This is a genomic window from Paraburkholderia sp. BL9I2N2, from assembly GCF_004339745.1.
Taxonomy (GTDB): Bacteria; Pseudomonadota; Gammaproteobacteria; order Burkholderiales; family Burkholderiaceae; genus Paraburkholderia.
Genome location: NZ_SMGP01000005.1, coordinates 151,645 through 174,969 on the forward strand (window position 1 = coordinate 151,645; position 23,325 = coordinate 174,969).

A 23,325-nucleotide genomic window follows, 5' to 3' on the forward strand; every position below is an offset into this window, starting at 1 on the left:
TGTTCCCAAGGAACGATTACAGGTCGTGCTCCGTCGTCGGAGACGCCGCCGAATCTAAAAGAAAACATGAGACGACTGCTCCTCGCTGCGTTGGCAGCCACTTCTTTCGTGACCTGCGTTCATGCGCAAAGCAACGCGTCCGGCCCGCTCGTCACGCCCTCGGGCAACCTGCAATTCGTGCGTGTCGACCACGATTTCGTCGGGATGCTCGACAAGGAAGTTTTCGATCGCTTCGGCGCAAACACGCTCAGTCATTTCGATGACGTCGGCAGCTCAGATGACACCGTCACGCGCATGCTCGTGCAAACTGAATCCGGCCCGGTGCTGTACGACTTTCGCCACCATCCGCCGCTTGTGCAACGCTCGGGTAAGCGCATGACGGTCAAGCGCGTGTTCTGGCAAGGCGATGAAGTCGTGATGCAAAGCTCGCAAGGCTGGTTCCGATTCCAACGCGGCGTGCTGACGAAGCTGCAGTCGTCGACAACGACGTACCATTGAATCCGCGCTCATCGGTGATGACATACATCGCTTCACGATGTCAGGCACGCCTTGATCTCGACACCGCGGAGTCTGGAAAAGCTCATGTCATTCCTCCGTCGTTGCAGGTTTTTCCACACTGCATCGACACAGCAAATGCACGGCAAACATCAAAATCACGCACACCTGGCGTTTTGGATGCTGCTGTCGATGCAGGCCAGCGGCCCGCGCCACTCTGCGGTATAAATGCCGTCTCGCCCCATTCGCAAAGCCCCTAAACCCCCATGCCCCACTACTTCTACGACCCCGCCACCGGTCATGGCCTCCCGCACGATCCGTTCAAAGCCATCGTCGCCCCGCGTCTGATCGGCTGGATTTCCTCGCGCGACACCGAAGGCACATTGAACCTCGCGCCCTATAGTTTCTTCGGCGCGTTCGCGACCTTTCCGGCGATCATCGGCTTCTCCAGCGAAGGCCGCAAAGACAGCGTCGCCAACATCGAAGCCACCGGCGAATTCGTCTGGAACCTCGCCACCAAGCCACTCGCTGAGCAGATGAACCGCTCGTCAGCGCCAGTCGCGCCGCACGTCGACGAATTTGAACTCGCGGGCCTCACGCCCGCGCCGGGCCGCAACGTGGCCGTGCCGCACGTCGCCGAATCGCCGGCGGCGCTCGAATGCAAGCTGCTGCAAGTGGTGCGTCTGCATACGCTCGACGGCAAGCCGATGGACAACTACCTGTCGCTCGGGCAGGTGGTCGGCGTGCATATCAACGAGGCGTATCTGAAAGACGGCCTGTTCGACACCCACGCAGCGCAGCCGATCATGCGCGCCGGCTACCGCGCCGACTACGCGGAAATCGGCGACATGTTCCAGATGTTCCGCCCGACCGCATAACGTCACCGCGCTTGAGAACACGTCGCGCCGCGCAAGGCGGCGCGACGTCCACGGCATTGCCTCGGAAGCGCGCAAAAACAAAAAAATAGAGTCCGCGCACTGGCCCGCTTGATGCTTGCAACCGACGCTCCACTGCGTCGTTGTCAATGCCGGCTCACTCGCGAGGAGCGCGATCATGTCCACCGAATTCGCCACGCAATTCAGTCATGTCCGTCCGCAAGACACGTCCTATGAGGATCAGGGCTTGCGCGACTTTTTTCTCTACCGCGATTTAGGCATCGCGCAGGCGACCGGCGGCAAGGTGCTCGCGCAACTCGTCAAGGCGAATCACGCACCAGAGCAAGGCACCGGCTGGCACCGTCATGAGGCCGATTTCCACATTGTGATCATGTTGAAGGGCTGGGCGCGCTTCATGTACGGCGACAAGGAGACGCTCGTTGCCGCCGGCGATTGCGTGCATCAGGCGCCGGGCATCGTCCACTATCTGTTCGACTACTCGGAGGATATGGAGTACATCGAAATCGTCTCGCCGGCCGATTTCAAATCGATCGAAGTCGAAGGGCCGTGCGAGGTGCCCGCAGTGACGCCTTGGAAGAGCGTCGCGGCGTAGCGAAGCCAACAGCGGCCGCCTGTTTGCTTGTGTAGCGTGAGGACTACGCAATCAAGCAAGCCGCCGCCAACAACAACTCATTGCGTCGCTGGCGGCCGCCTGCGCGAAGCACGCGGCGCCTGCGGCTTGATAGCAGCCGTTGAACCCGCGCTCGACGTGGCGCTCGATCCATTCGACCCGACCGACGTCGCCGCATCCCCATCCACATCGACCACCGCCGTCGCCGCCGGCGCCGCGGGAGTGACTTCTGCAGCCGCCGCAGCAGGCACCGGCTGGATCGTGCGCGCGCGCGAACTCACCAGCACCGCACGCGGTTCGTTGTCGTAGATCACGGCGCGCACGCGCGGGTAAATGTGCCGCTCCCAGCGGTGTCCATTGAACACGCCGTAATGTCCCACGCCGGTCTGCACGTGATGGGTTTTCAAATAGGGCCGCAACTTGTCGCACATGTCCTGCGCGGCGAGTGTCTGCCCGACGGCACAGATATCGTCCTTCTCGCCTTCCACGGTGAGCAACGCCGTGCGGCGAATCTTCGACGGTTCGACGAGACGCCCTCGCACTTCGAGCGCATGCAACGGCAGTGCATGCCGCTGAAACACCGTATCGACGGTTTCCAGATAGAAATCGGCCGTCAGGTCCATCGTCGCGAAGTATTCTTCATAGAAAGTGTGAATCGTGTCGGCCTTCGCCGGATCGCCTTTGGCGCGCTCGTAATGCATCGTCTCGAACGAGTCGAGATGCCGGTTGAGATTCATCGCCATGAACGCGGTCAATTGCACGAAACCTGGATACACGCGCCGATGCGCGCCCGCAAAACCGAACGGCACCGCGCTGATCAGATTCTGTTCGAACCACTCGATCGGTTTGCTTTTGGCGAGTTCGTTGACGCGCGTCGGATTGATGCGGGTATCGAGCGGACCGGCCATCAGCGTCATGCTGGCTGGTTGCGCGGGATGATCGTCGGCGGCCATGAGCGCGACCGCGGCCAGTGCGGCGACGGTCGGCTGGCACACGGCGAGCAGATGCGCGCCGGGTCCGATCGTTTCGGTGAAGTCGATCACATGCTGCACGAATTCGTCGAAGCCGAAGCGGCCCTGGCTCAACGGCACGTCGCGCGGGTTGTGCCAGTCGGTGATGTAGACGTCGTGTTCGGCCAGCATGGTGCGCACGGTGCCGCGCAGCAGGGTGGCGAAGTGGCCGGACATCGGCGCGATCACCAGCACACGGGGCTGCGGCGCCGACGGCTGGGTCTCCTTACGGAAATGCAACAGCGAACAGAACGGCGTGTGCGCGGCGACTTCCTCGACGACCGGCACGGATTTGCCTTCGCATATCACGCTGTCGATCTCGAACGGCGGCCGCACGGGCGTGAGTCCGGCCAGCGTCAACAGCTCGCAGGCCGCGCGGATCGAGCGTCCGTGCGATGTCTCGCCGAACGCAGGCCATGCGTCGAGCGAATGATTCACCAGCGAAGCGCCGTGCCGCATCGGCAGCATGATGTCGGCGAAAGCCTGGTATGTAGGATATGCGAACAGGTTCATAACCTTCGCACGAATGCTGAAAAGGAAGGAACCCAAATAAAGGCAAGTCATGTGCCATGCATGCACACGCACGGGTGCAGACGTGCCCCCGCGTTGGCATAGCATTTGCGCGAGTCGGGGCAACGGGCCGAATTTGCCGCGCTTTGGTGCGCGCACGCACGGCAACGTGCACGCATGGCGTCAGGCGTCGACCGAACGCCTCATCTGGAGGAGAATCGTATGGCGAATACCACGCTCACCATCAGCAGCAAGAATTATTCGTCATGGTCGTTGCGCGGCTGGCTGCTGGCCAAGTTCAGCGGCTTGCCTTTCGAAGAGATCGTGATGCCGATCGACGATCCCGCGGCACGCGCTGAACTCCTGCTGCTGTCGCCGTCCATCCTGGTGCCGTGCCTCGTTCATGACGGCATCAAGGTCTGGGACACGCTGGCGATTGCGGAATATCTGAACGAACTGAAGCCGGACGCGAAGCTGTTGCCCGACGATATTCGCGCCCGCGCGCATTGCCGCTCGATCTGCGGCGAGATGCACTCGGGTTTCGGTTCGCTGCGCTCGGCTCTGCCGATGAACCTCAAAGCGCACTTCCCGGGCTTCAAGGTGTGGGCGCGGGCGCAGTCGGATATCGACCGCATCGTGACGATCTGGAGCGAATGTCTGAAGCAGTACGGCGGGCCGTTTCTGTTCGGCGAGCGCACCGCGGCGGACGCGATGTACGCGCCCGTGGTGACGCGTTTCGTGACCTACGACGTCAAACTCGATCCGGAGATCGTCGAGTACGGACAGCGGATCATGGCGCTGCCCGAGATGCAGGAGTGGATCGCCGACGCACAACAGGAAGTGGAAGAGATCGACGAGCTGGACGTCGAGTTCTGAAGAAGCCGGGCGGCGCCGCTGCCGCAACAGCGGGCGGCGTTCGGCGCGATAGGCCGTACTGCAGCGCGCCGCGCCGGCCCCGACTGCGCCTCAATCGCGTCCGCTTTCCAGTTTGAACACGCTGACCACTTGTGCGAGACGCGCGGCCTGATCGCGCAACTCGGCCGCCGCGAGTTCGGCCTCGCCGACAATCGTCGCGTTCTGCTGCGTGGCTTCGCCGATCTGCGTGACAGCGAGATTCACCTGCTCGATGCCGCCCGATTGCTCGCGCGACGCGACGCTGATCTCGCCCATGATCGCGCGCACCTGGCCGACCTGTTGAACGATGCCCTGCATCGTCGAGCTGGCTTCTTCGGCGATCTGGAAACCGCTTTGCACGGTCGCCGTGGACGTCGCGATCAGACTCTCGATCTCCTTCACCGAAGCCGCGCTGCGCTGCGCCAGCGCGCGCACTTCCGAAGCCACGACCGCGAAGCCCTTGCCGTGCTCGCCGGCGCGTGCCGCTTCCACCGCTGCGTTCAGCGCGAGGATATTGGTCTGGAATGCGATGCCTTCGATCACGCTCGTGATCTCGGCGATCTTCTGCGACGAGCGGCTGATCTCGCCCATCGTCGACACCACGCGTTCGACGGCGCGGCCGCCTTCGAGCGCGGCGTCGGCGGCGCGCGTGACGAGCGTGTTGGCTTGCGCGGCGTGGTCGGCGTTCTGCTGCACGGTCGAGGTGATCTGTTCCATGCTGGCCGCCGTTTCCTCGAGGCTGCTCGCCTGCGTGGCGATCCGCGCGGCGATATTGCCGCTGCCGGTGGCGATCTTTTCGGTGCCGTGCGACATATCCGTCGATGCATTGCGCACTTGCGAAACGATGCGCGCGAGACCTTCGCCGATGCCGTCGATCGACTGCATCAGGCGGCCGATTTCATCGGCGCGCGCGTTCGCGCCCTTCGCCACGCGCACGCTCAGATCGCCCGAGGCGAAACGTTCGGATGCCTTGGCGGCTTCTTCGAGCGGGCGGCTTACGAGGCGTCGCACCGCAAAGAGAAACACGGCTGCGAACACGCCGACGAGCACCAGGCCGAGCAGCAGGAATTCATTGCGCGTGGTGATGACGTCGGCCATCACTTCGTCGCGCGGCGCGACGCCGCCCACGAGCCACTGCCATTCCGGCACGGTAACGAACGACACGAACTTGTCGCGCGAGCCGCGCTCGCCGAGCGTTGCATCGGCGGAGCTGTATTCGAGCTGGCCTTCCTTCATGTCGAGCATCTGCTGATACGGCGCGTTCGCGTTGTCGGCATTCTGGCCGGCGGCGGCCGGATGCACGATCAGCTTGCCGCGATCCGCGCCGCTCGACGCGTTGACGACGAAGTAGTAACCGCTGTCGCCGATCTTCAGGCTGCGAATGCCGTCCTGGACCGACTGAATTTCCTTGTCCACGTTCACGCCGACGAACAGCGCGCCGATCACGCGGCCGCTTGCGTCCGTGATCGGCCGGTATTGCGTGATCAAACGTTTGCCGAAGAGCGCGGCGAGTCCGGTGTAAGGCTTGTTCGCGAGCAGCAGCGCGTAGGCCGGCGCCTTGCGGTCGAGCAGCGTGCCGATGGCGCGCGAGCCGTCCTGTTTCTTAAGCGAAGTCGTGACGCGCACGAAATCATCGCCGCTGCGCGCGAAGATGGTGGCCACCGCGCCGCTGCGTTCGAGAAACAGATCGGGGATGGAAAAGTCCATGTTCAGGACTTTGTCGCCCGCCTTGATGGTCGGCGTGGCGACGCCGCCGATGTCGACCTTCTGGGTCTCGTCGAGCGTGTAGCCGGTGGGCAGGAAGCTCGCGAACAGCGACATCGAGCGATCGACCTCGTTCGACAGGGCTTTGTCGAACAGCTTGATCATCGCGGCGATCGAGCGGTCTTTATCGGCGATGCGTTCGAGCACCTGATCGCTGATCTGCTTGCCGGCGGTGCGGGTGAGCGCCCACGTGAACGCGGCGAAAATCAACGCCACCAGCACGCACGAAAGTACGGCGAGCCGCGCGCCGACGCTGGCGCGGCGCAAAGAGAGAAATTCCATGGACGTTTGCAGAGTAGAGGAGGACAGGCGAGGCGCGAGCCATGCGTAGGCATGCCCGGCATCGATGCCTTGTTTACGGCTGCGGTGTCCGCTTTCTTTAGAATTTTGAAAGCGCTTCGTAATTGGTCGTGCTGCCAGCGGCGCTTAGGTCCCGTACCGCGCTCAGTCCGCCGAACTGCGCTGCGCGCCACGCTAGGCGCGCAGCGATAGCGCGTTGGTGACGACGGCGTAAAAGGCCCCGTCGCGTGCGGGGCATTTCTGTCCGCGTTCGCTCAGCGCGCCGAACGATCCTGCGCGCCGCGCCAAGTGCGCAGCAGCAGCGCGTTGGTCACGACGCTCACGCTCGAAAACGCCATCGCCGCACCGGCGAGCATCGGGTTCAGCAAGCCGAAGGCGGCCAGCGGAATCCCGATCAGGTTGTAGACGAACGCCCAGAACAGGTTCTGCTGGATCTTGCGCCACGTCTTGCGCGAGATGTCGATGGCGTCGGCCACGAGCGCCGGATCGCCGCGCATCAGCGTGATGCCGGCCGCATGCATGGCCACATCGGTGCCGGTCGCCATCGCGATGCCGATGTCGGCGGCGGCGAGTGCGGGCGCGTCGTTGATGCCGTCGCCTGCCATCGCCACGATGCCGGCGCTGCGGATCTTCAGGTCGCGAATCACGCGGGCCTTGTCGTCGGGCAGAACTTCCGCGTGGAATTCGTCGATGCCGAGCGCCTTGGCCACGCTCGCCGCGCTGCCGCGGTTGTCGCCAGTGACGAGCACGCTCTTGATGCCCATTTGCGCCAGCCGTTCGACGGCGGCGCGTGCCGTCGGTTTGACGGTGTCGCCGAAAGCGATCAAGGCGAGTGCCGCAGGCGCTTGCGGATTACGCTGCATGAGCCACGAAACGGTGTTGCCCGCCGCTTCGAGTTCGTGAGCGCGTGCAGTGAGCGCCTGCGGCAAGTCGATGCCGAGTTCGTTGAGCCAGCGTGTGCTGCCCAGCGCGAGGGTGCGTCCGTCGACTTCCGCTTCGACGCCGCGGCCTGCGACCGCGCGCGCGGCGCTCGCCTGGCGGGCGAGAGTCTGAACGGATGCGTCCGCGTCGCTACCATTCGTCTGCGCCGCTTCATACGCCTTGACCACCGCGCGCGCCAGCGGGTGATCGCTATGGCGCTGCACTGCCGCGGCAAGCGCCAGCGCCTCGTCGCGGCCGATGCCGCCGATCGGCTCGAACGCCGTCACCGAAGGCTGGCCGAGCGTCAGCGTGCCGGTCTTGTCGAACGCGACGATCGTCACGCGATGCGCTGTTTCCAGCGCTTCGGCGTCTTTGATCAGCACGCCGTGCCGCGCCGCGACGCCGGTGCCGGCCATGATGGCTGCCGGCGTGGCGAGGCCAAGCGCGCACGGGCACGCGATCACCAGCACGGCGACCGCGTTCAGAATCGCGGTTTCGCCGCCAGCGCCGGCGATCAACCAGCCCACTAGCGTGAGCGCGGCAATCGCCAGAATCGCCGGCACGAAGATTTCGCTGACCCGGTCGACGAGGCGCTGGATCGGCGCCTTCTCCGCCTGCGCGCTTTCCACGAGCCGGATGATTCGCGCGAGCGTCGTTTCCGCGCCGATCGCGGTCGTCGTCACGGCAATCGCGCCTTCGCCGTTGATCGAGCCGGCCGTGACCGCGTCGGCCACCTGCTTCGGCACCGGCAGGCTTTCGCCGGTGATCAGCGATTCGTCGATATGCGTACGGCCTTCGAGCACCGCGCCATCGACCGGGACGCGTTCGCCGGGACGCACGATCACCACCGTGCCGACGCGCACTTGCGCGAGGGGCACGTCGCGCTCGTCGCCGCCGACGCGAATGCGCGCCCGGTCGGGACGCAGCGCATTGAGGGCGCGGATGGCGTCCGTGGTCTGGCGCTTGGCGCGCGCTTCGAGCCACTTGCCGAAGCGCACCAGCGTGATCACGACCGCCGACGCCTCGAAATACAGATGCATCATGTCGCCCGGATGGGTCGCCAGTTCGTAGACGCTGATGCCATACGCCGCCGACGTGCCGAGCGCCACCAGCAAATCCATGTTGCCCCGCGCCGGCCCGCACGGCGCGATAAGCCGCGCGATAGAAGCGCGCGCCGAACACGAACTGCACGATCGAGGCGAGCGCGAGTTGCAGCCATGGCGAGAGCATCGCGTGCAGGCCGAACCATTCGCCGACCATCGGCGCGACGAGCGGCAGCGTCAGCACGGCGGAGGCGAGCACGGCTGCCAGTTCGCGGCGGGTCTGGTCGCGCTTGCGGTCGGCGGGTAAGGCGTGGTCGGCTTGATCGGCCGCTGCCGTTTCATCCGGCGGCACGATCAACGTCGCTTCGTAACCCGCTTTCTTGACGGCGGCGATCAGCGCGTCCGGCGCGGCAGTCATGCCATCCAGATTGACGGTTGCGGTTTCGGTCGCCAGATTCACCGACGCGCCGACCACGCCCGGCACCTTCGCCAGCGCTTTTTCGACGCGCATCGCGCACGAGGCGCAAGTCATCCCGCCGATCGCCAGTTCCGTCGGCTGCTGCGCAACGAGTGGCGCGGTCTCCGTGGCGGCGAACGGCGTGGCGTCGTAGCCCGCCTTGCGCACGGCGTTGGCGAGTGTGTCGGGATCGACGCTGGCGTCACTTTCGATGCGCGCTCGCTCCGTGGCAAGATTCACCGACGCACGCGTGACGCCCGGCACTTTGGCGAGCGCTTTCTCGACGCGCAGCGCGCACGAGGCGCAAGTCATTCCGCCGATGTCGAGTTCGGCGGTCCGGGCGGAAGGGGCGGCAGCGTCCGTGGGGCGCTGCGGGTCGGCAAGTTCTGTCATGGTAGGCAAGGCTCGTGGCGGCATCGGGCCGCGTCATGAACCCAGTATTGACCTTCCCATGATGGGAAGGTCAAGGGCGAATTGCAGGGCGCGCTTCAGAGCGCCGATATCTTGCCGAAACGCCCGCTCAGAAGGCCGGCGGCGCATCCAGCATGGCCTGGCCGACGGCCTGCTGTTCGTCGGTAGAGCGTGCCAGCAGGGTTTCGGCCGCGCCGCGCCGGTCGTCCGCAAGCTTGTTCTGGCCGAGCTTCCACTTGCCGACCAGGCGCGTCACCTCGATCTCGATGCCGACGATCGCGCCGAGCATCTGGGAGATGAAGTCGGCGGGCGCGTCGCCCATCTTCCACGGCACCGGTTCGCCGGCTTCCATCTTGCGCGTCAGACGCGCGACCAGGCCGCGCACGAAGGACTCCTCGTCGCGCACGACGATCCGGCCATGGGCGTGCACCACCATATAGTTGTAAGTCGGCACCTGCCGATGCGCCTCGCGCTTGCTCGGATACCAGTTCGGCGAGACGTAGGCGGCCGGACCCTGGAAGATCACGAGCGCATCCGGGTTCGCGGCCGCTTCCTGCCACACCGGGTTCGCGCGGGCGACGTGAGCGCGCAGGATGCCGTGCGTTTCACTGGCCGCGGACGGGGCTTCGAACTCGAACGGCACATGGTTCGCGTCGAGCCCGTTCGGTCCGTTGGTGATCAGCGCCCCGAAAGGCTGCTCGGCGATCAGGCGATGGAGAACCTCTGGGCGGTTCTCTTCGAAATGGGCGGGCATATACATAAAGCGCTCCGGATACGAGGGGGCGAAAGAGCAGCGATGAAAGGTCGCCCAAGGCGTGGGGCGCCGGGGCGGATGTAACAAAAAACGTCAACCGTACCGCAAAAGGACGGCGTGCGCGCGCGAACCCGCGCTATTCCTGCCTTTGCGCTTGCCTGGTAATCAAGGATACGATACAACCCGATGTTGTCGGCATCGCGAACCGCGGACTGGCTGCGTTGGGCTTTGGGAGGCCGCGCAAACAGGGTTCGCCGCACGCCGGCGTCTCCCTTAGGACCACCCGTTCCGCCACCTGAACGAATGATAAAAAATCGCCGAGATTTGTTTTCGATTCACTGGACCTGCGCATCGTTCGCAGGCCTCGCATTTCTGGCCGGTTGCGCGTCGACCCCCACTGCGACACAAAAATCCACCGGCTGGATCAAGGACGAAGTCGCCGACTCGTACGTATTCGGCTACCCGCTGGTGCTGATGGGCGTCGCGCGCGACGCGGCGGTCGGTACCGATCCGGGCCAGGCGCCGCTCAATACGCTGCGCCACGCGCAGGCATTGCCGCCGATCGGCGCGTCCAATCCGATACGGCCGAGTCTCGATACATTCGATTCGACCGGCTGGCTGGACGTCGGCAGCGAACCGGTGATCGTTTCGCTGCCAGACTCGCACGGCCGCTATGTCGACGCCCGCGTGCTCGACATGTGGACCAATGTGGTGTGGTCCACCAGTTCGCAGTTCGCCACGCGTGCGGCGGGCATCAAGGCGCAGGCGATCGCCTTTGTCGGTCCGGGCTGGCAAGGGGACTTGCCCAAAGGTGTGACGCGCGTCGACGTGCCGACCCGCAATGCATGGGTGAGCGTGCGTATCCAGTCGAACGGCACGCGCGATCTGACGGCGGTTCGTAAGCTGCAGCGCGCGATTCGCGTCGCGCCGCTGAGCATCTACGCGGGCGACGGCCGCTCCGCCTCGATCACACCGCCGCGCAGCAATGCCGCCGACGCGGCAGCGGCCGCGTCCGGCACGCCGGCCGCGCAAGTCGCCGCGCTCGACGCGAACGGCTTCTTCACGCGACTCGCGCAGGCTTTGCCTGACAATCCGCCGACGCCGGCCGATCCGCACGCGCTCAAATTTCTCTCGGACCTCGGTGTGACGCCCGGCGAGCCGGTCAAGCTGCCGAACGCGCCGGAGGCCATCGCGGCCGGTCTCGCCGACGGTCATGAACGCGTCGTCTCGCCGCCATCCAACTTGCTGAGCGGCAACGGCTGGAGCTGGTTCGGCGACGGCGTGGGCAACTACGGTCCCGACTACGCGATGCGCGCCTATGCCGCTTACGCGCAACCCGGCATCGGCACGAAAGACGACGAAGTTCGCGCGGTCGCCACCCAGGACAGCGACGGTCATGTGCTCAACGGCGCAAACCGTTACGTGATCCACTTCGCGCCGAATCAGTTGCCGCCGGTGCGCGGCTTCTGGTCGATCACCGCCTACACGAAGGACGGTGCGCTCGGTGAAAGCGCGCCGGCGCGTCTGGCGGTCGGCGACCGCAACGGCGCGCGCCGCAATCACGACGGCTCGCTCGACGTGACGGTGTCGTCCGCTCGCGGCAAGAGCGGCAACTGGCTGCCGGCGCCGCGTGCCGATCTGCAACTCGTGTTGCGTCTGTATGCGCCCAAGCCGCAAGCCACCGACGGCAGTTGGCAACCGCCGGCCGTCGTGCGTCAGTGATACCTGCGTGTCCATGACGTGACAGCCGCGCATCAGTGACGAGCGGTTAGCGCATCGCGAAACGCATGTCCGCCGCATCGACTCGGCGGACATGCGACGCTATCGCGCGGAGGAATGTGTAAGCCACGCCTTACATTTATATCCGACGAAAGATTCACGACTTATACTGCCGCTTGCGGGATTTTCGTTTTCGCGGCGGGCTTGCCGCCGCACTACCCAAGACCGAGCATGGCAAGCCTCAATAAAGCATCACTAGCCTCGTCCATGCAGACCGTGCGCGATGTCGCGCAGTCACGCCGCACCCGGCGTGTCATTACCGGTCTGCTGATCTTCGTTGTACTGTTTGGTCTGCTGGGCTTCTTCGCGGCGCCGCCGCTGATTCGCCACATTGCCGAACAACAGCTCAGCAAACAACTCGACCGCCCTGCCACCATCGGCCGCATTGCGCTCAATCCGTACACGCTCAAGTTCGAAGCCGATCGTGTGCATATCGGCGAGCGCGGCGGCGCGGGCGACTTCGTGGATATCTCGCGGCTCATCGTGCAGCCGTCGTGGAGTTCGCTGTTTCGCGCGGCGCCGATCATCGACGAAGTGCAGCTCGATTCGCCGCGCTTTCACATTGTTCGCTACGATGCGCAGCGCTTCAATTTCACCGACCTGATCGAGAAATTCGCAAAGCAGCCGGCCAAGCCCGATAGCAAGCCGACTCTGTTCTCCGTATCGAACATTCGCCTCGAAAACGGCCAGATTACGTTCGACGACATACTGCTCGGCGCGACGCATGTGATCGATCAATGGAAGCTCGGCGTTCCGTTCATCGCCACGCTGCCGTCGAAAACCGATATCTTCGTCGAGCCTTTGCTGCGTGCGCGGATCGACGGCAGTCCGCTTGCCATCGACGGCAAGACCAAGCCGTTTGCCGCGTCGCGCGAGTCGGAAGTGTCGTTGCGCTTCGACGGGCTCGATGTGCCGCGCCTCATGTCGTACGTGCCGACCAAACTACCGGTGATCGTGCAGTCCGGCAGACTGTCCACCGATCTCAAGCTCAACTTCGTGGTCTCCAACGACGCGCCTTCGTTGCGCGTGGCGGGCACCGTCGATATGAACGACGTGGACGTGCAGGATCAGAGCAAGGCGCCGTTCTTCGCGGCGCGCGCGGTGCATGTGGCCGCCGCCACGCTCGAGCCGTTGAAGAGCCTCTATCACTTCGACGAGATCCGCATCGAGGCGCCCACCGCCAATCTTGCGCGTGACAAAGACGGCGTGGTGAGCGTCGAGAAGATGTTCGCGCCCGCGCCCGCATCTGAAGCGGATGCGGCGCAACCGGCCGCGAGCGCGCCGCTTGCGGCGTCCGGTTCGAAGGCCACCGAAAAGACGGCGCCGCCGCTGGATCTGTCGATCAAACGCTTCTTGCTCAATGACGGCACCGTGAATGTTCACGACGCCGCCGCCTCGCGCCCCATGGACGTCGGCCTGCAAAAACTGGCCGTGACGCTGACCGATTTCTCGACGCTCGCCACCGCGCCCGCGCACTACACGCTGAACACCGATTTCAAGAATGCCGGCGGCTCGCTCGGCGTGGCCGGCGCGTTCGGCCTCGTCGCGAAAACGGCCAGTGCGAAGCTCGATCTGAAGTCGTTGAAGCTGCCGCTGCTGCAACCGTATATCGACACCGCGACTGTTGCGCAGATCACGGACGGCGCGCTTTCGGCCAGCGCCAATGTCGGCGCGAACTGGTCGAAGTCGCCGGTTGCGGTGATGGTCACCGATTCGCAACTGGACCTGCAATCGCTGAAAGTCGGGACGCGCGAGAGCAAGGATCCGCTGATCTCGCTTGCGCAAGGCAGCGTGAAGCTCAAGCAGGTGGATCTGGCGGCGCGCACCGCCGAGATCGCCAGCGTCGATACGACCGGCCTCGCGCTCGACGCGCAGCGTCTGAAAGACGGCAGCATCAACCTCGCCGCGCTTGCCGGCCAGCACGAAGCGGCGCAGCGGCGCACCGCGATTCACGCGGTCAAGAAGGCGCAGGCGGAAGGGCCCGCATGGCACTACAAGATCGGCGAGCTGACCGTGAAAGACGCCACCGCCAATTTCATCGACAACACCACGCCGCAGCCGGTGAAGCTGAACATCACGCCGCTGCAGCTAAAGGTGCAGAACATCAGCGACGACCTGAGCCGTCCGCTGCCGGTCGATCTGCAGGCGACGCTGAACAAGAAGGGCACACTCGGCGTCAAGGGCGACGTCACGGCGACGCCGCTCAAGGTGGCCGTCAAGGTGAACGCCAACCGGCTCGACGCGGCGGCCTTCGAGCCGTACTTCGGCAGCAAGCTGAATGCGGTGATCGCGAGCGCGCTGCTCAATGCGAACGGCGACCTCGCGTTGAATCAGGCGAAGTCGCTGAAAGCGACCTATCACGGCGACGTGGCGCTCGTCGAAGTCCGTATGCTCGACAAGGCGACCTCCGATCCGTTCGCGGGTTGGGGCTCGCTTGCGTTGTCCAACCTTAAGGCGGACTACGACGAGCACGGCACGGTGGTCGACGCGGGCCGCGTCACGTTCACCAAGTTCTATGGACGCGTGCTGCTCGACGCGCAGGGCAAGCTCAATCTCAAGGACGTCGTCGCGCATGAAAGCGGCGCAGCGCAATCGCTGACGCGCGACAAGAGCGGCGCCGAGCCCGTGCCGTTGACGCCGCAAGCGGCATCGACAGTCGCGGCTGCGCCCGCGCCGGCCTCGTCGACCGCGCCCGCCACGGTGACGGCGGCTACGCCGCCGCAAAGCCCGGTCAAGCTCCACTTCGGTCAACTGGTGCTGCAACAGGGCCGCGTGACGTACACCGACAACTTCATCAAACCGAATTTCACGGCGAATCTGGTCGGCATTCAGGGCACGGTCGGCGCGTTCGGCACGCAATCGACCACGGCCGCGCCGGTCGACATCGCCGCGAAACTGGCGGCCAACGGTCCGTTGTCGATTCGCGGCACGGTCAATCCGCTGATTGCGAAGCCGGCGCTCGATCTGACAGCGGTCGCGCACGATATCGAACTGACCAATCTCACGCCGTATTCGTCGAAATATGCCGGGTATCCGATCACCAAGGGCAAGCTGAACGTCGATCTGCACTACAAGCTGGCGAACGATCAACTGGACGCGAACAATCATATTTTCATCGACCAGCTCACGTTCGGCGATCACATCGACAACGATACGGCGACCAAGCTGCCCGTGCGTCTCGCGATCTCGCTGCTGAAGAATTCGCGCGGCGAAATCGACGTGAACCTGCCGGTGTCGGGCTCACTGTCGAATCCCGAGTTCAGTATTGGCGGCCTGATCTGGCATGCCGTGCTCAATCTGCTCCAGAAGGCGGTGACCGCGCCGTTCTCGCTGATCGCCAACGCATTCGGCGGTAGTGGCGAGGAGTTGGGCTATGTCGAGTTCGAACCCGGCTCGGCGAAACTGACCGACGCCGACACCCAGAAACTCGACACGATCGTGAAGGCGCTGTCCGATAAACCGTCGATCCGCATGGACCTGATCGGCCGCGTCGATCCGGCCGTCGACGAACCCGCGTTGCGCACCGGCTACGTGGACCGCCTCGTCAAGCAGCAGAAGATCAAGGACGTGGTGGGCAACGGCGAGAGCGTCGACTTGTCGACCGTCACCGTCGACCCGAAGGACTACGACAAGTATCTGAGCAAGGCCTACAAGTCGGCGGACTTCAAGAAGCCGCGCAATTTTGTCGGCCTGACCAAGAGCTTGCCGGACGACGACATGAAGAGCGCGCTCGCCGCCAACGCCCCGATCGATGAGGCCAGCCTGCGCCAGCTCGCACAACAGCGGGCGCAGAGCGTGCAGCAGTATCTGGACGGCAAGATCGACAGCAGCCGCGTGTTTATCGTCGCGCCTAAGCTGAATGCCGACGGCATCAAGGATAAGGGCGCGACGACGCGGGTCGACTTCGGCTTGAAGTGAGCGTGGTGAGGCCTGGCGCTTCGTGCGTCAGGCAGAATCCGGTGTTTTTCTTGAGCTCGCTGTGTTGAACATAGAACGTTGAACGTTGAGCGCACCGCCGCCGGCCGCGCATGCTCGCGGCGGCATGTGCTCAAGCGGCGCGCGTCGGCGCCTTCAACGCGGTTTGCTCGATCACGCGCGCGAGCGTGTCGAACGCGGGGCCGATCTTGTCGTTCGGCACGCACGCATATCCGAGCAGCAGTCCACGCCGCGCGGGCGTATCGCTGCTGTAATAGCTTGCGAGTGGGCGCACGATCACGCCGGCGTCGTAAGCGGCGGCCGTCACCGCGCGATCGTTCGCGTGATCCGGCAGGCCGAGCACCAGATGCAGACCGGCCTCGTCGCCCATCACCGGCAGTTCGTTGCCGAAACGCGCGGTGATGGCGTCGATCAGGATCTGCCGCCGTTCGCCGTACAGCGCGCGCATGCGCCGAACGTGCGAGGTGAGGTGCCCGTCCATGATGAAGTCGGTCATCACCGCCTGCTGCATCAACTGACCTTCGCGATACAACTCCGCCACGCCCGTGCGGAACGTATCCACCAGATGCTCCGGCGCGATCATGTAGCCGATCCGCAAGCCCGGAAACAGCATCTTCCCCAGGCTGCCGACATAGATCACCTGGCCGGCGTCGTCCAGTCCTTGCAGCGACGCGAGCGGACGGCTGCCGTAGCGGAACTCGCTGTCGTAGTCGTCCTCGATGATCCACACGTTGTGCTGGCGCGCGTATTCGAGCAGCGTGCGACGGCGCGCGAGGCTCATCACCATGCCGAGCGGATACTGATGCGACGGCGTGACGAGCGCGAGCCGCGGCGGCTGTTGCAGATCCTGTTCGCGCGGATTCAGGCCTTCGTCATCCACCGGCACCGGCACAAGGGTAATCCCCGATGACTGCAGCACGCTGCGTGCGCCCCAATAGCACGGTTCTTCCACCCACGCGCGGTCGCCGACATCGGTCAACAGACGCACCGCAAGATCGATCGACTGATGAATGCCCGTGGTGATGATGATCTGGTCCGGCGTGCAATTCACCGAGCGCGCCACGCGCAGGTAGTCCGACAACGCCCGCCGCAATGGCCGGTAGCCGCCGCCGGGCGCGTAGGTGAGCAGATCGGGATTGGCTTCCTTCCACAAACGCGCCTGCAGACGGCTCCACGTGCGCGCCGGAAATTCCGCGACGTCGGGCACGCCCGGCATGAACGCGCCCCACTGTTTGGCGGAAACGCCGGCTTTGTCGATCAGACGGCGTCCGCGGGTCGACAGATCGCTGAGGTCGCGTTTCGGCGGCTTGGGGCTTTCCCTGGCTGTACTGCCTTCTTTGTCGACGCTCGCCACGGTCGGCTTCCTGCGCATATTCACGGCGGCCGTGTCCGGCCGCGTGTCGGCGACATAGGTACCGCTGCCGGTGGTCGAGATCACATAGCCTTCGGCGGTCAGCTGGTCGTAGACGTGCAGCACCGTGTTGCGCGCAATGCCGAGGTCTTCGGCGAGCGTGCGCGAGCTGGGCAGCTTGGTGCCCGGCGGCAGCTGGCCGGTCAGGATAGCCTGCTGCATGAGCCGCAACGTCTGCCGGTAGACCGGTTCGGCGGCCGCGCGGTCGAGCCGCGCGGCAAGCCAATCCGACAAAATCACGGTGTCCAAGTGGTTCTATCCGGAATAATGAAATGGTTCCATATTGTAGAACCGTAACGGTCTATAGTGAGCCACGCAATTGCTGCAATCCCGCTGCTTTGCACGGGAGCCAGCCGGACCGCAGAGGAGACTTGGACGATGAAAACCGAAGACGTGATCGTCAGCTTTCGAGGTGTGCGAAAGACCTACGACGGCGAAACGCTGGTCGTCAAACAGCTCGACCTGGATATCTATCAGGGCGAGTTTCTGACGCTGCTCGGGCCGTCCGGTTCGGGCAAGACCACCTGTCTGATGATGCTGGCGGGTTTTGAATTTCCCACCGGCGGCGAAATCTGGCTGGATGGCACGCTGCTCAATACCGTGCCGCCGCATAAGCGCAACATCGGCATGGTGTTTCAGAACTACGCGCTGTTTCCGCATCTGACGGTCGAGCAGAACGTCGCGTATCCGCTTACCGTGCGCAAGATTTCGGCGGAAGAGCGCGCGCATCGCACGAATAACGCGCTCAAGATGGTGCGCATGGAGAGCTTCGCAAAGCGCTATCCGGCGCAGCTTTCCGGGGGCCAGCAGCAGCGTATCGCACTTGCCCGCGCGCTGGTGTTCGAGCCGAAGCTCGTGCTGATGGACGAGCCGCTCGGCGCGCTGGACAAACAGTTGCGCGAACACATGCAGTACGAACTTAAATCATTGCACGAGAAACTCGGCGTCACGTTCGTGTACGTCACGCACGATCAGGGCGAGGCGCTGACCATGTCCGATCGCGTCGCCGTGTTCGATAAAGGCATCGTGCAGCAACTCGATACCGTGGACCGGCTGTATGAATCGCCGTGCAATGAGTTCGTGGCGAACTTCATCGGCGACAGCAACAAGCTGCGCGGCACGATCGCGAATGTCGACGGCGAGTATTGCGAATTTCATCTGATTGACGGCACGCGCCTCACGGGCCGCAATATCGGCGGCGCGCAAGCGGGGACGCCGGCGGTCGCGTGCATCCGGCCCGAGCGCATGAAGCTGGCCAACGGCTTGTCGCGGCCGGGCGCCAACGCGCTCGCCGGTGAAGCGCGCGGGCTGATCTATTTCGGCGACCACGTGCGCATGCGTTGTGGTCTGCCGCAACAGGACGAGTGCTTCGTGAAGGTGCCGCTCGGCACCGGCGTGCTCGACACCTTCGCGCCCGGCGCACCGGTCGCACTCGAATTCGCACCCGAGCATCTGCGGATTTTCGCAGGGGCGTGAACGCGTCGAACGTGCAAGATGTTCGACGCAGGCAGGGCAGATCAAGCAGCACATAACAAAGTCGCACTGAACGTATGAAGCACACCACCAAAGGAGAGCAACACACCATGAGCAAGATCGGGAAATCGCGCTGCGCCATCGCTGTCGGTGCTGTGGCGCTCGCGCTGGGCGCCGCGCAAGTCAATGCGGCCGAATTGACGGTCGTCAATTTCGGCGGCGCGAATGGCGACGCGCAAAAGGTTGCATTCAACCAGCCGTTCGAAAAGGAGACCAGCAACAAAGTCACCGCCGTCGAATACAACGGCGAGCAGGCCAAAGTGAAGGCGATGGTCGAAGCCAAGCATGTGAACTGGGACGTGGTGGAAGTCGAATCGGGCGATATCGGCCGTGGCTGTGATGAAGGGCTGTACGAGAAACTCGACTGGTCGAAGATCGGCAAGAAGGCGGATCTGATTCCCGAAGCACCGCAAACTTGCGGTGTGGGCTTCTTCGTGTGGTCGACGGCGCTCGCGTACAACGCCGACAAGCTGAAGACGGCGCCGGCCGGCTGGGCCGATTTCTGGGACGTCAAGAAATTCCCGGGTAAGCGCGCAATGCGCAAGGGCGCGCGCTACAACCTCGAATTCGCGTTGATGGCCGACGGCGTGCCGCCGAAGGACGTCTACAAGGTGCTCGCCACCAAGGAAGGCCAGGACCGCGCGTTCAAGAAGCTCGACGAACTGAAGCCGAACATCCAGTGGTGGGAAGCGGGAGCGCAGCCGCCGCAATTCCTCGTCGCGGGCGACGTGGTGATGTCCACTGCGTATAACGGCCGGATCGACGCCGCGCAGAAGGAAGGCAAGAACCTGAAGGTGGTGTGGAACGGCAGCATCTACGACCTCGACTACTGGGCGATTCCGAAGGGCACGCCGAACAAGGCGCTGGCCGAGAAGTACATCGCCTATTCGATTTCGTCGAAGCCGCAACAGGACTATGCGCACAACATCGCGTACGGTCCGGTGAATGTGGCGGCTATCAAGGCGCTCGATCCGAAGACGCTTGCGAATCTGCCGAACTCGCCGGCTAATGGGAAGAATGCGGTGCTGCAGAACCTGGCGTTCTGGACCGATCATGGCGATGAGTTGGAGCAGCGGTTTTCGTCGTGGGCTTCGAAGTAGTTAGTGTTGTGTGAGGGCGTGGCGGGTTCGATGCCGCCGCGCCTTCGAGTTGTGAAATGACGCGCGCGCATGCAGTACCCAAGTGCGCGCGCTTCCAAGGTAAAGCAGGAGACAGGTGTGACTACGATGACGATCGCTGCCGATTCGACGCCTGAATCAAGTGGCCGACTCAAGCGCGAGCTGAAGGCCGCGGAAGCCAGAAAGCGGGCCATGGCCCTGCTGCTGATCGCGCCGCTCGCGATTTTTCTGCTGCTGATTTTTGTCGTGCCGATCGGCGCGCTGCTCACGCGCGCCGCGCAAAATCCCGAAGTCGTCAAACGCGCTGCCGCATACGCTGGCGTCGTTGAGCGCGTGGGATCGCAAGACACCGCCGCCGGATACCGCGTATGCCGCGCTGGCTGTCGACCTCGCCGCGATCGCCGACAGCGACGGCATGGGCGCACTCGCTCGACGCCTGAACGTGGAGATTCCGGGCTACCGTTCGCTGGTCGCCAAATCCGCGCGCGCCATGCCGTTCGTCGACGACAACAGCAAGCCCTTGCAACTGACGCCCGCCCAGATGCACGCGAAATTCGCCGAGCTTGACGAACGCTGGAACGACGTCGCGTACTGGCAAGCCATCGCGAAAAATTCCGGCGCGTATTCGCCGTTTTATCTGCTGGCTTCGCTGGACCACAAACAGGACGCGTTCGGCCACATCATTCCGACCGACCCTGATCAACAGATTTATCTCGCCGTGTTCAGCCGCACCTTTGTGATCGGCGCCGCAGTGACGTTCTTCGCGCTGCTACTCGGCTATCCGCTCGCCTACTGGATTTCGACGCTGTCCGAACGTCGCGCGAATCTGGTGATGATTCTCGTGCTGATTCCGTTCTGGACCTCGATCCTCGTGCGCGTTGCGGCATGGATCGTGATTCTGCAAAGCGAAGGGCTGGTGAACAAGGCGCTGGTCGGCAGCGGGCTGTTGCACGATCCGCTGGCGCTTCTGTTCAACCGCACCGGCGTCTACATTTCGATGACGCACATTCTGCTGCCGTTCATGATCCTGCCGCTCTATAGCGTGATGAAGTCGATCCCGCCGACCTATCAGCGCGCCGCGATTTCTCTCGGTAGCCATCCGTTCGCCGCGTTCTGGCGTGTGTATGTACCGCAGACCTATCCGGGCATCGGCGCAGGCGCGTTGCTGGTGTTCATTCTGGCAATCGGCTACTACATCACGCCGGCGTTGCTCGGCGGACCGAACGATCAGATGGTCAGCTACTACGTCGCGTACTTCACCAACGTGACCATCAACTGGGGGATGGCGTGCGCGCTCGGCGGCTTGCTGCTCGCCGCGACGCTGGTGCTGTACGTCATTTACGGGCGCTTCACGCGTTCGTCACTGAGCCTCGGCTGAACGGAGTCTATTGCGATGAAACTTGCCAAGCCTTTGTTCGCGCCGCATACGTCTTTCGTCGAACGCGTGTGGTATTTCGCGTTGCGTGCGCTGGCGGTGCTCACGCTTCTGTATCTCATCTTGCCGGTGCTGGCGATCGTGCCGCTGTCGTTTTCGTCGAGCACGTTTCTGGTGTATCCGATTCCGGGCTGGTCGTTGCGCTGGTATCAGAATCTGATCGCGTCCGATGAATGGCGCATGGCGGCCAAGAACAGCTTTATCGTCGCGCCCTCGGCGACGGTGGTTGCGACCGTGCTTGGGACGTTGGCTGCAATCGGACTGACCAAGGCGAACTTCCGCGGCAAAGGGCTGCTCATGGCGATCCTGATCTCGCCGATGATCGTGCCGGTGGTGGTGGTCGGCGTCGGCATGTACCTGTTCTTTGCACCGCTTGGGTTGGCCAATACCTACATCGGTCTGATTCTCGCGCATGCGTCGCTCGGCGTTCCGTTTGTCGTGACGACGGTGGCGGCGACCTTGCAGGGCTTCAACTACAACCTGGTGCGGGCGAGTTTATCGCTGGGCGCAAATCCGGTGAAGACGTTTTTCCGTATCACGTTGCCGGTAATCGCACCGGGCGTGATTTCGGGTGCGCTGTTCGCATTTGCGACTTCATTCGACGAGGTCGTCGTGACGCTGTTCCTGGCGGGCGCGGATCAGACTACGTTGCCCCGACAGATGTTCACCGGTATCCGCGAAAATATCAGCCCGACCATCGCCGCGCTGGCGACCATTCTGATTATTTTTTCCACCAGCCTGTTACTAGCGCTCGAGTGGCTGCGTGGGCGAAATGCAGCGCGGGCAGTCAAGGTCTGAGTATCTGCTGATGACAGATTTTATTTGAAACGCATCACAATTAACATTTTCCTGACGCTAATCTAAGATTGCTCCCATTCCCTATGCATCAGCATATCTTCATACTCGTAGCCCTCGATAAGAAGATGCGCTCGACGCGGGGAATCAATGAAACACCAGCTAATGGTGCTTGTGTGCGCGCTAGCCTTAACGGCCTGCGCGGACCACGGCGCGCGTGACCGGCTTGGCGTTCAAGACGCCACCTTATTGCATAGCGGATTCGGCGTCACTCAGGACGAAGCCGCGGGCGCGGTCAACTCACAATGGATCAGCACCTATGCGCCGGTCGTAAGCAGCGGCACGGCGTTGGCACTACTGCAGACGCGGCTCGACCGTTTGCCGGGCGATAAGAACGGCTATTTTCAAGCCAAGGCACAATGCTGGATCAATGCCGCTCAACAGGCGCGGCAAGCCGACGATCACTGGGGCTTTGTCGAAGAAGCGATTGGCCAGGCAGCCATGATCACGATGAGCCTCGAGAACGGTGCGCCGTTATCGGCTGTCAATCCCGCGCTGCGCACCGTGTCCACGGTGCGCCCCGATCTTTGGAAGATCGTCAATACCATCAAGTCGGATCCCGCTGTTGCGCAATGTCCGCAGGCGCTGCCGCCGCTTGCTTGTGCCGAAGTCGAGCTGATGCAAAGCGGGCATGACGCATGGCGACGCAGTTTCTCCAACGCCGAGAAACGCCTGCCTGAAGTGCAGGACAACTTGCGTCAGTCGGCGGAAACTGCGCTGCAATGCAAGCAGGCTGTACAAACGCCGACGTCTGCTCCGGCGCCCGCACGTGGTCCTGCCTCCGCCTCAGCTGCGAATTCGCCGCGGACGATCACGTTAAAAACCGATTCTCTTTTCCGTTTCAACGGCGGTGACGCCGCCGCGATATTGCCCGCTGGCAAACGACAGTTGAACGACGTGGCAATGCGTTTGAAGAAGATTCCTGCCATGCGTGAGTTGAAGATCACCGGCTACGCTGACCGCCTCGGCGACAAGTTTTACAACATCGGTTTGTCCATGCAGCGCGCGCTCACGGTCGAGCGGTACTTGCGAGCGCGCGGCGTGAGCTTGCCGATGACCGCACAGGGCAGGGGCAGTGAGAATCCGTTGGTGGACTGCCGGCAAACGAAGCGAGATGTGTTGATGCGATGCCTCGCGCCGAATCGACGCGTCGAGATTGAACTCGTCGCGGTGGCCCCGTAGTGTGCCCTTGG

At 63.5% G+C, this 23,325-nt stretch carries 14 protein-coding genes and 2 pseudogenes; 11 read left to right on the forward strand and 5 right to left on the reverse strand.

What is annotated here, in order from left to right; all coding sequences use genetic code 11:
• Window positions 1-66: 66 nt before the first annotated feature.
• The 3 genes from B0G74_RS42375 to B0G74_RS42385 all read left to right on the forward strand — a co-directional run bounded on the left by B0G74_RS42375 (window position 67) and on the right by B0G74_RS42385 (window position 1,983).
• Window positions 67-498: a hypothetical protein gene (locus B0G74_RS42375; protein WP_132383562.1), complete on the forward strand. Its 432-nt coding sequence runs from the start codon at window positions 67-69 to the stop codon at window positions 496-498.
• Window positions 499-761: 263 nt separating this feature from the next.
• Window positions 762-1,373: a flavin reductase family protein gene (locus tag B0G74_RS42380; protein ID WP_132383563.1), complete on the forward strand. Its 612-nt coding sequence runs from the start codon at window positions 762-764 to the stop codon at window positions 1,371-1,373.
• A 175-nt stretch (window positions 1,374-1,548) separates the two neighbouring features.
• Entirely contained in the window at window positions 1,549-1,983 is a 435-nt protein-coding gene (locus B0G74_RS42385; protein ID WP_132383565.1) for a cupin domain-containing protein, read from the forward strand.
• A gap of 77 nt (window positions 1,984-2,060) precedes the next feature.
• Here the strand turns inward: B0G74_RS42385 and phaZ are convergent, their stop codons facing one another.
• Window positions 2,061-3,524: a polyhydroxyalkanoate depolymerase gene (phaZ, locus tag B0G74_RS42390; RefSeq protein ID WP_132383567.1), complete on the reverse strand. Its 1,464-nt coding sequence runs from the start codon at window positions 3,522-3,524 to the stop codon at window positions 2,061-2,063.
• A 219-nt stretch (window positions 3,525-3,743) separates the two neighbouring features.
• Between phaZ and B0G74_RS42395 the strand changes: the two genes are divergently transcribed.
• Entirely contained in the window at window positions 3,744-4,397 is a 654-nt protein-coding gene (locus B0G74_RS42395) for a glutathione S-transferase family protein (RefSeq protein ID WP_132383569.1), read from the forward strand.
• 90 nt (window positions 4,398-4,487) lie between these two features.
• On the opposite strand, the gene B0G74_RS42400 is transcribed toward B0G74_RS42395, so the two are convergent.
• The 3 genes and pseudogenes from B0G74_RS42400 to B0G74_RS42410 all read right to left on the reverse strand — a co-directional run bounded on the left by B0G74_RS42400 (window position 4,488) and on the right by B0G74_RS42410 (window position 10,071).
• Entirely contained in the window at window positions 4,488-6,461 is a 1,974-nt protein-coding gene (locus tag B0G74_RS42400) for a methyl-accepting chemotaxis protein (protein WP_132383571.1), read from the reverse strand.
• A 272-nt stretch (window positions 6,462-6,733) separates the two neighbouring features.
• Window positions 6,734-9,293 (reverse strand): annotated as a pseudogene (locus B0G74_RS42405) (heavy metal translocating P-type ATPase).
• Between the two features lie 127 nt (window positions 9,294-9,420).
• Window positions 9,421-10,071: an FMN-binding negative transcriptional regulator gene (locus tag B0G74_RS42410; RefSeq protein ID WP_132383573.1), complete on the reverse strand. Its 651-nt coding sequence runs from the start codon at window positions 10,069-10,071 to the stop codon at window positions 9,421-9,423.
• A 297-nt stretch (window positions 10,072-10,368) separates the two neighbouring features.
• Between B0G74_RS42410 and B0G74_RS42415 the strand changes: the two genes are divergently transcribed.
• On the forward strand, window positions 10,369-11,787 hold the full coding sequence (locus B0G74_RS42415; RefSeq protein ID WP_132383575.1) for a DUF1254 domain-containing protein: 1,419 nt from the start codon (window positions 10,369-10,371) through the stop codon (window positions 11,785-11,787).
• A 228-nt stretch (window positions 11,788-12,015) separates the two neighbouring features.
• Window positions 12,016-15,762, forward strand: a complete 3,747-nt coding sequence (locus B0G74_RS42420; protein WP_132383577.1) for a DUF748 domain-containing protein — start codon at window positions 12,016-12,018, stop codon at window positions 15,760-15,762.
• A gap of 130 nt (window positions 15,763-15,892) precedes the next feature.
• Here B0G74_RS42420 and B0G74_RS42425 read toward each other — a convergent pair whose 3' ends face one another.
• Window positions 15,893-17,440 carry a PLP-dependent aminotransferase family protein gene (locus B0G74_RS42425; RefSeq protein ID WP_132383579.1) on the reverse strand — a complete coding sequence of 516 codons (1,548 nt, stop codon included), beginning with the start codon at window positions 17,438-17,440 and terminating at the stop codon, window positions 15,893-15,895.
• 129 nt (window positions 17,441-17,569) lie between these two features.
• Here B0G74_RS42425 and B0G74_RS42430 point away from each other — a divergent pair, with 129 nt between their 5' ends.
• The 5 genes and pseudogenes from B0G74_RS42430 to B0G74_RS42450 all read left to right on the forward strand — a co-directional run bounded on the left by B0G74_RS42430 (window position 17,570) and on the right by B0G74_RS42450 (window position 23,314).
• Complete coding sequence (locus B0G74_RS42430) at window positions 17,570-18,667, forward strand: ABC transporter ATP-binding protein (RefSeq protein ID WP_132383581.1); 1,098 nt, start codon at window positions 17,570-17,572, stop codon at window positions 18,665-18,667.
• Window positions 18,668-18,774: 107 nt separating this feature from the next.
• Window positions 18,775-19,824 (forward strand): ABC transporter substrate-binding protein, encoded by a 1,050-nt coding sequence (locus B0G74_RS42435; RefSeq protein ID WP_132383583.1) that lies wholly within the window; start codon window positions 18,775-18,777, stop codon window positions 19,822-19,824.
• 126 nt (window positions 19,825-19,950) lie between these two features.
• A pseudogene (locus B0G74_RS42440) lies at window positions 19,951-21,220 on the forward strand (ABC transporter permease).
• 15 nt (window positions 21,221-21,235) lie between these two features.
• Window positions 21,236-22,075, forward strand: a complete 840-nt coding sequence (locus tag B0G74_RS42445) for an ABC transporter permease (protein ID WP_132383585.1) — start codon at window positions 21,236-21,238, stop codon at window positions 22,073-22,075.
• Between the two features lie 147 nt (window positions 22,076-22,222).
• A complete protein-coding gene (locus tag B0G74_RS42450) occupies window positions 22,223-23,314 on the forward strand; it encodes an OmpA family protein (RefSeq protein ID WP_132383587.1) in 1,092 nt (363 codons plus the stop codon).
• Window positions 23,315-23,325: the final 11 nt, after the last annotated feature.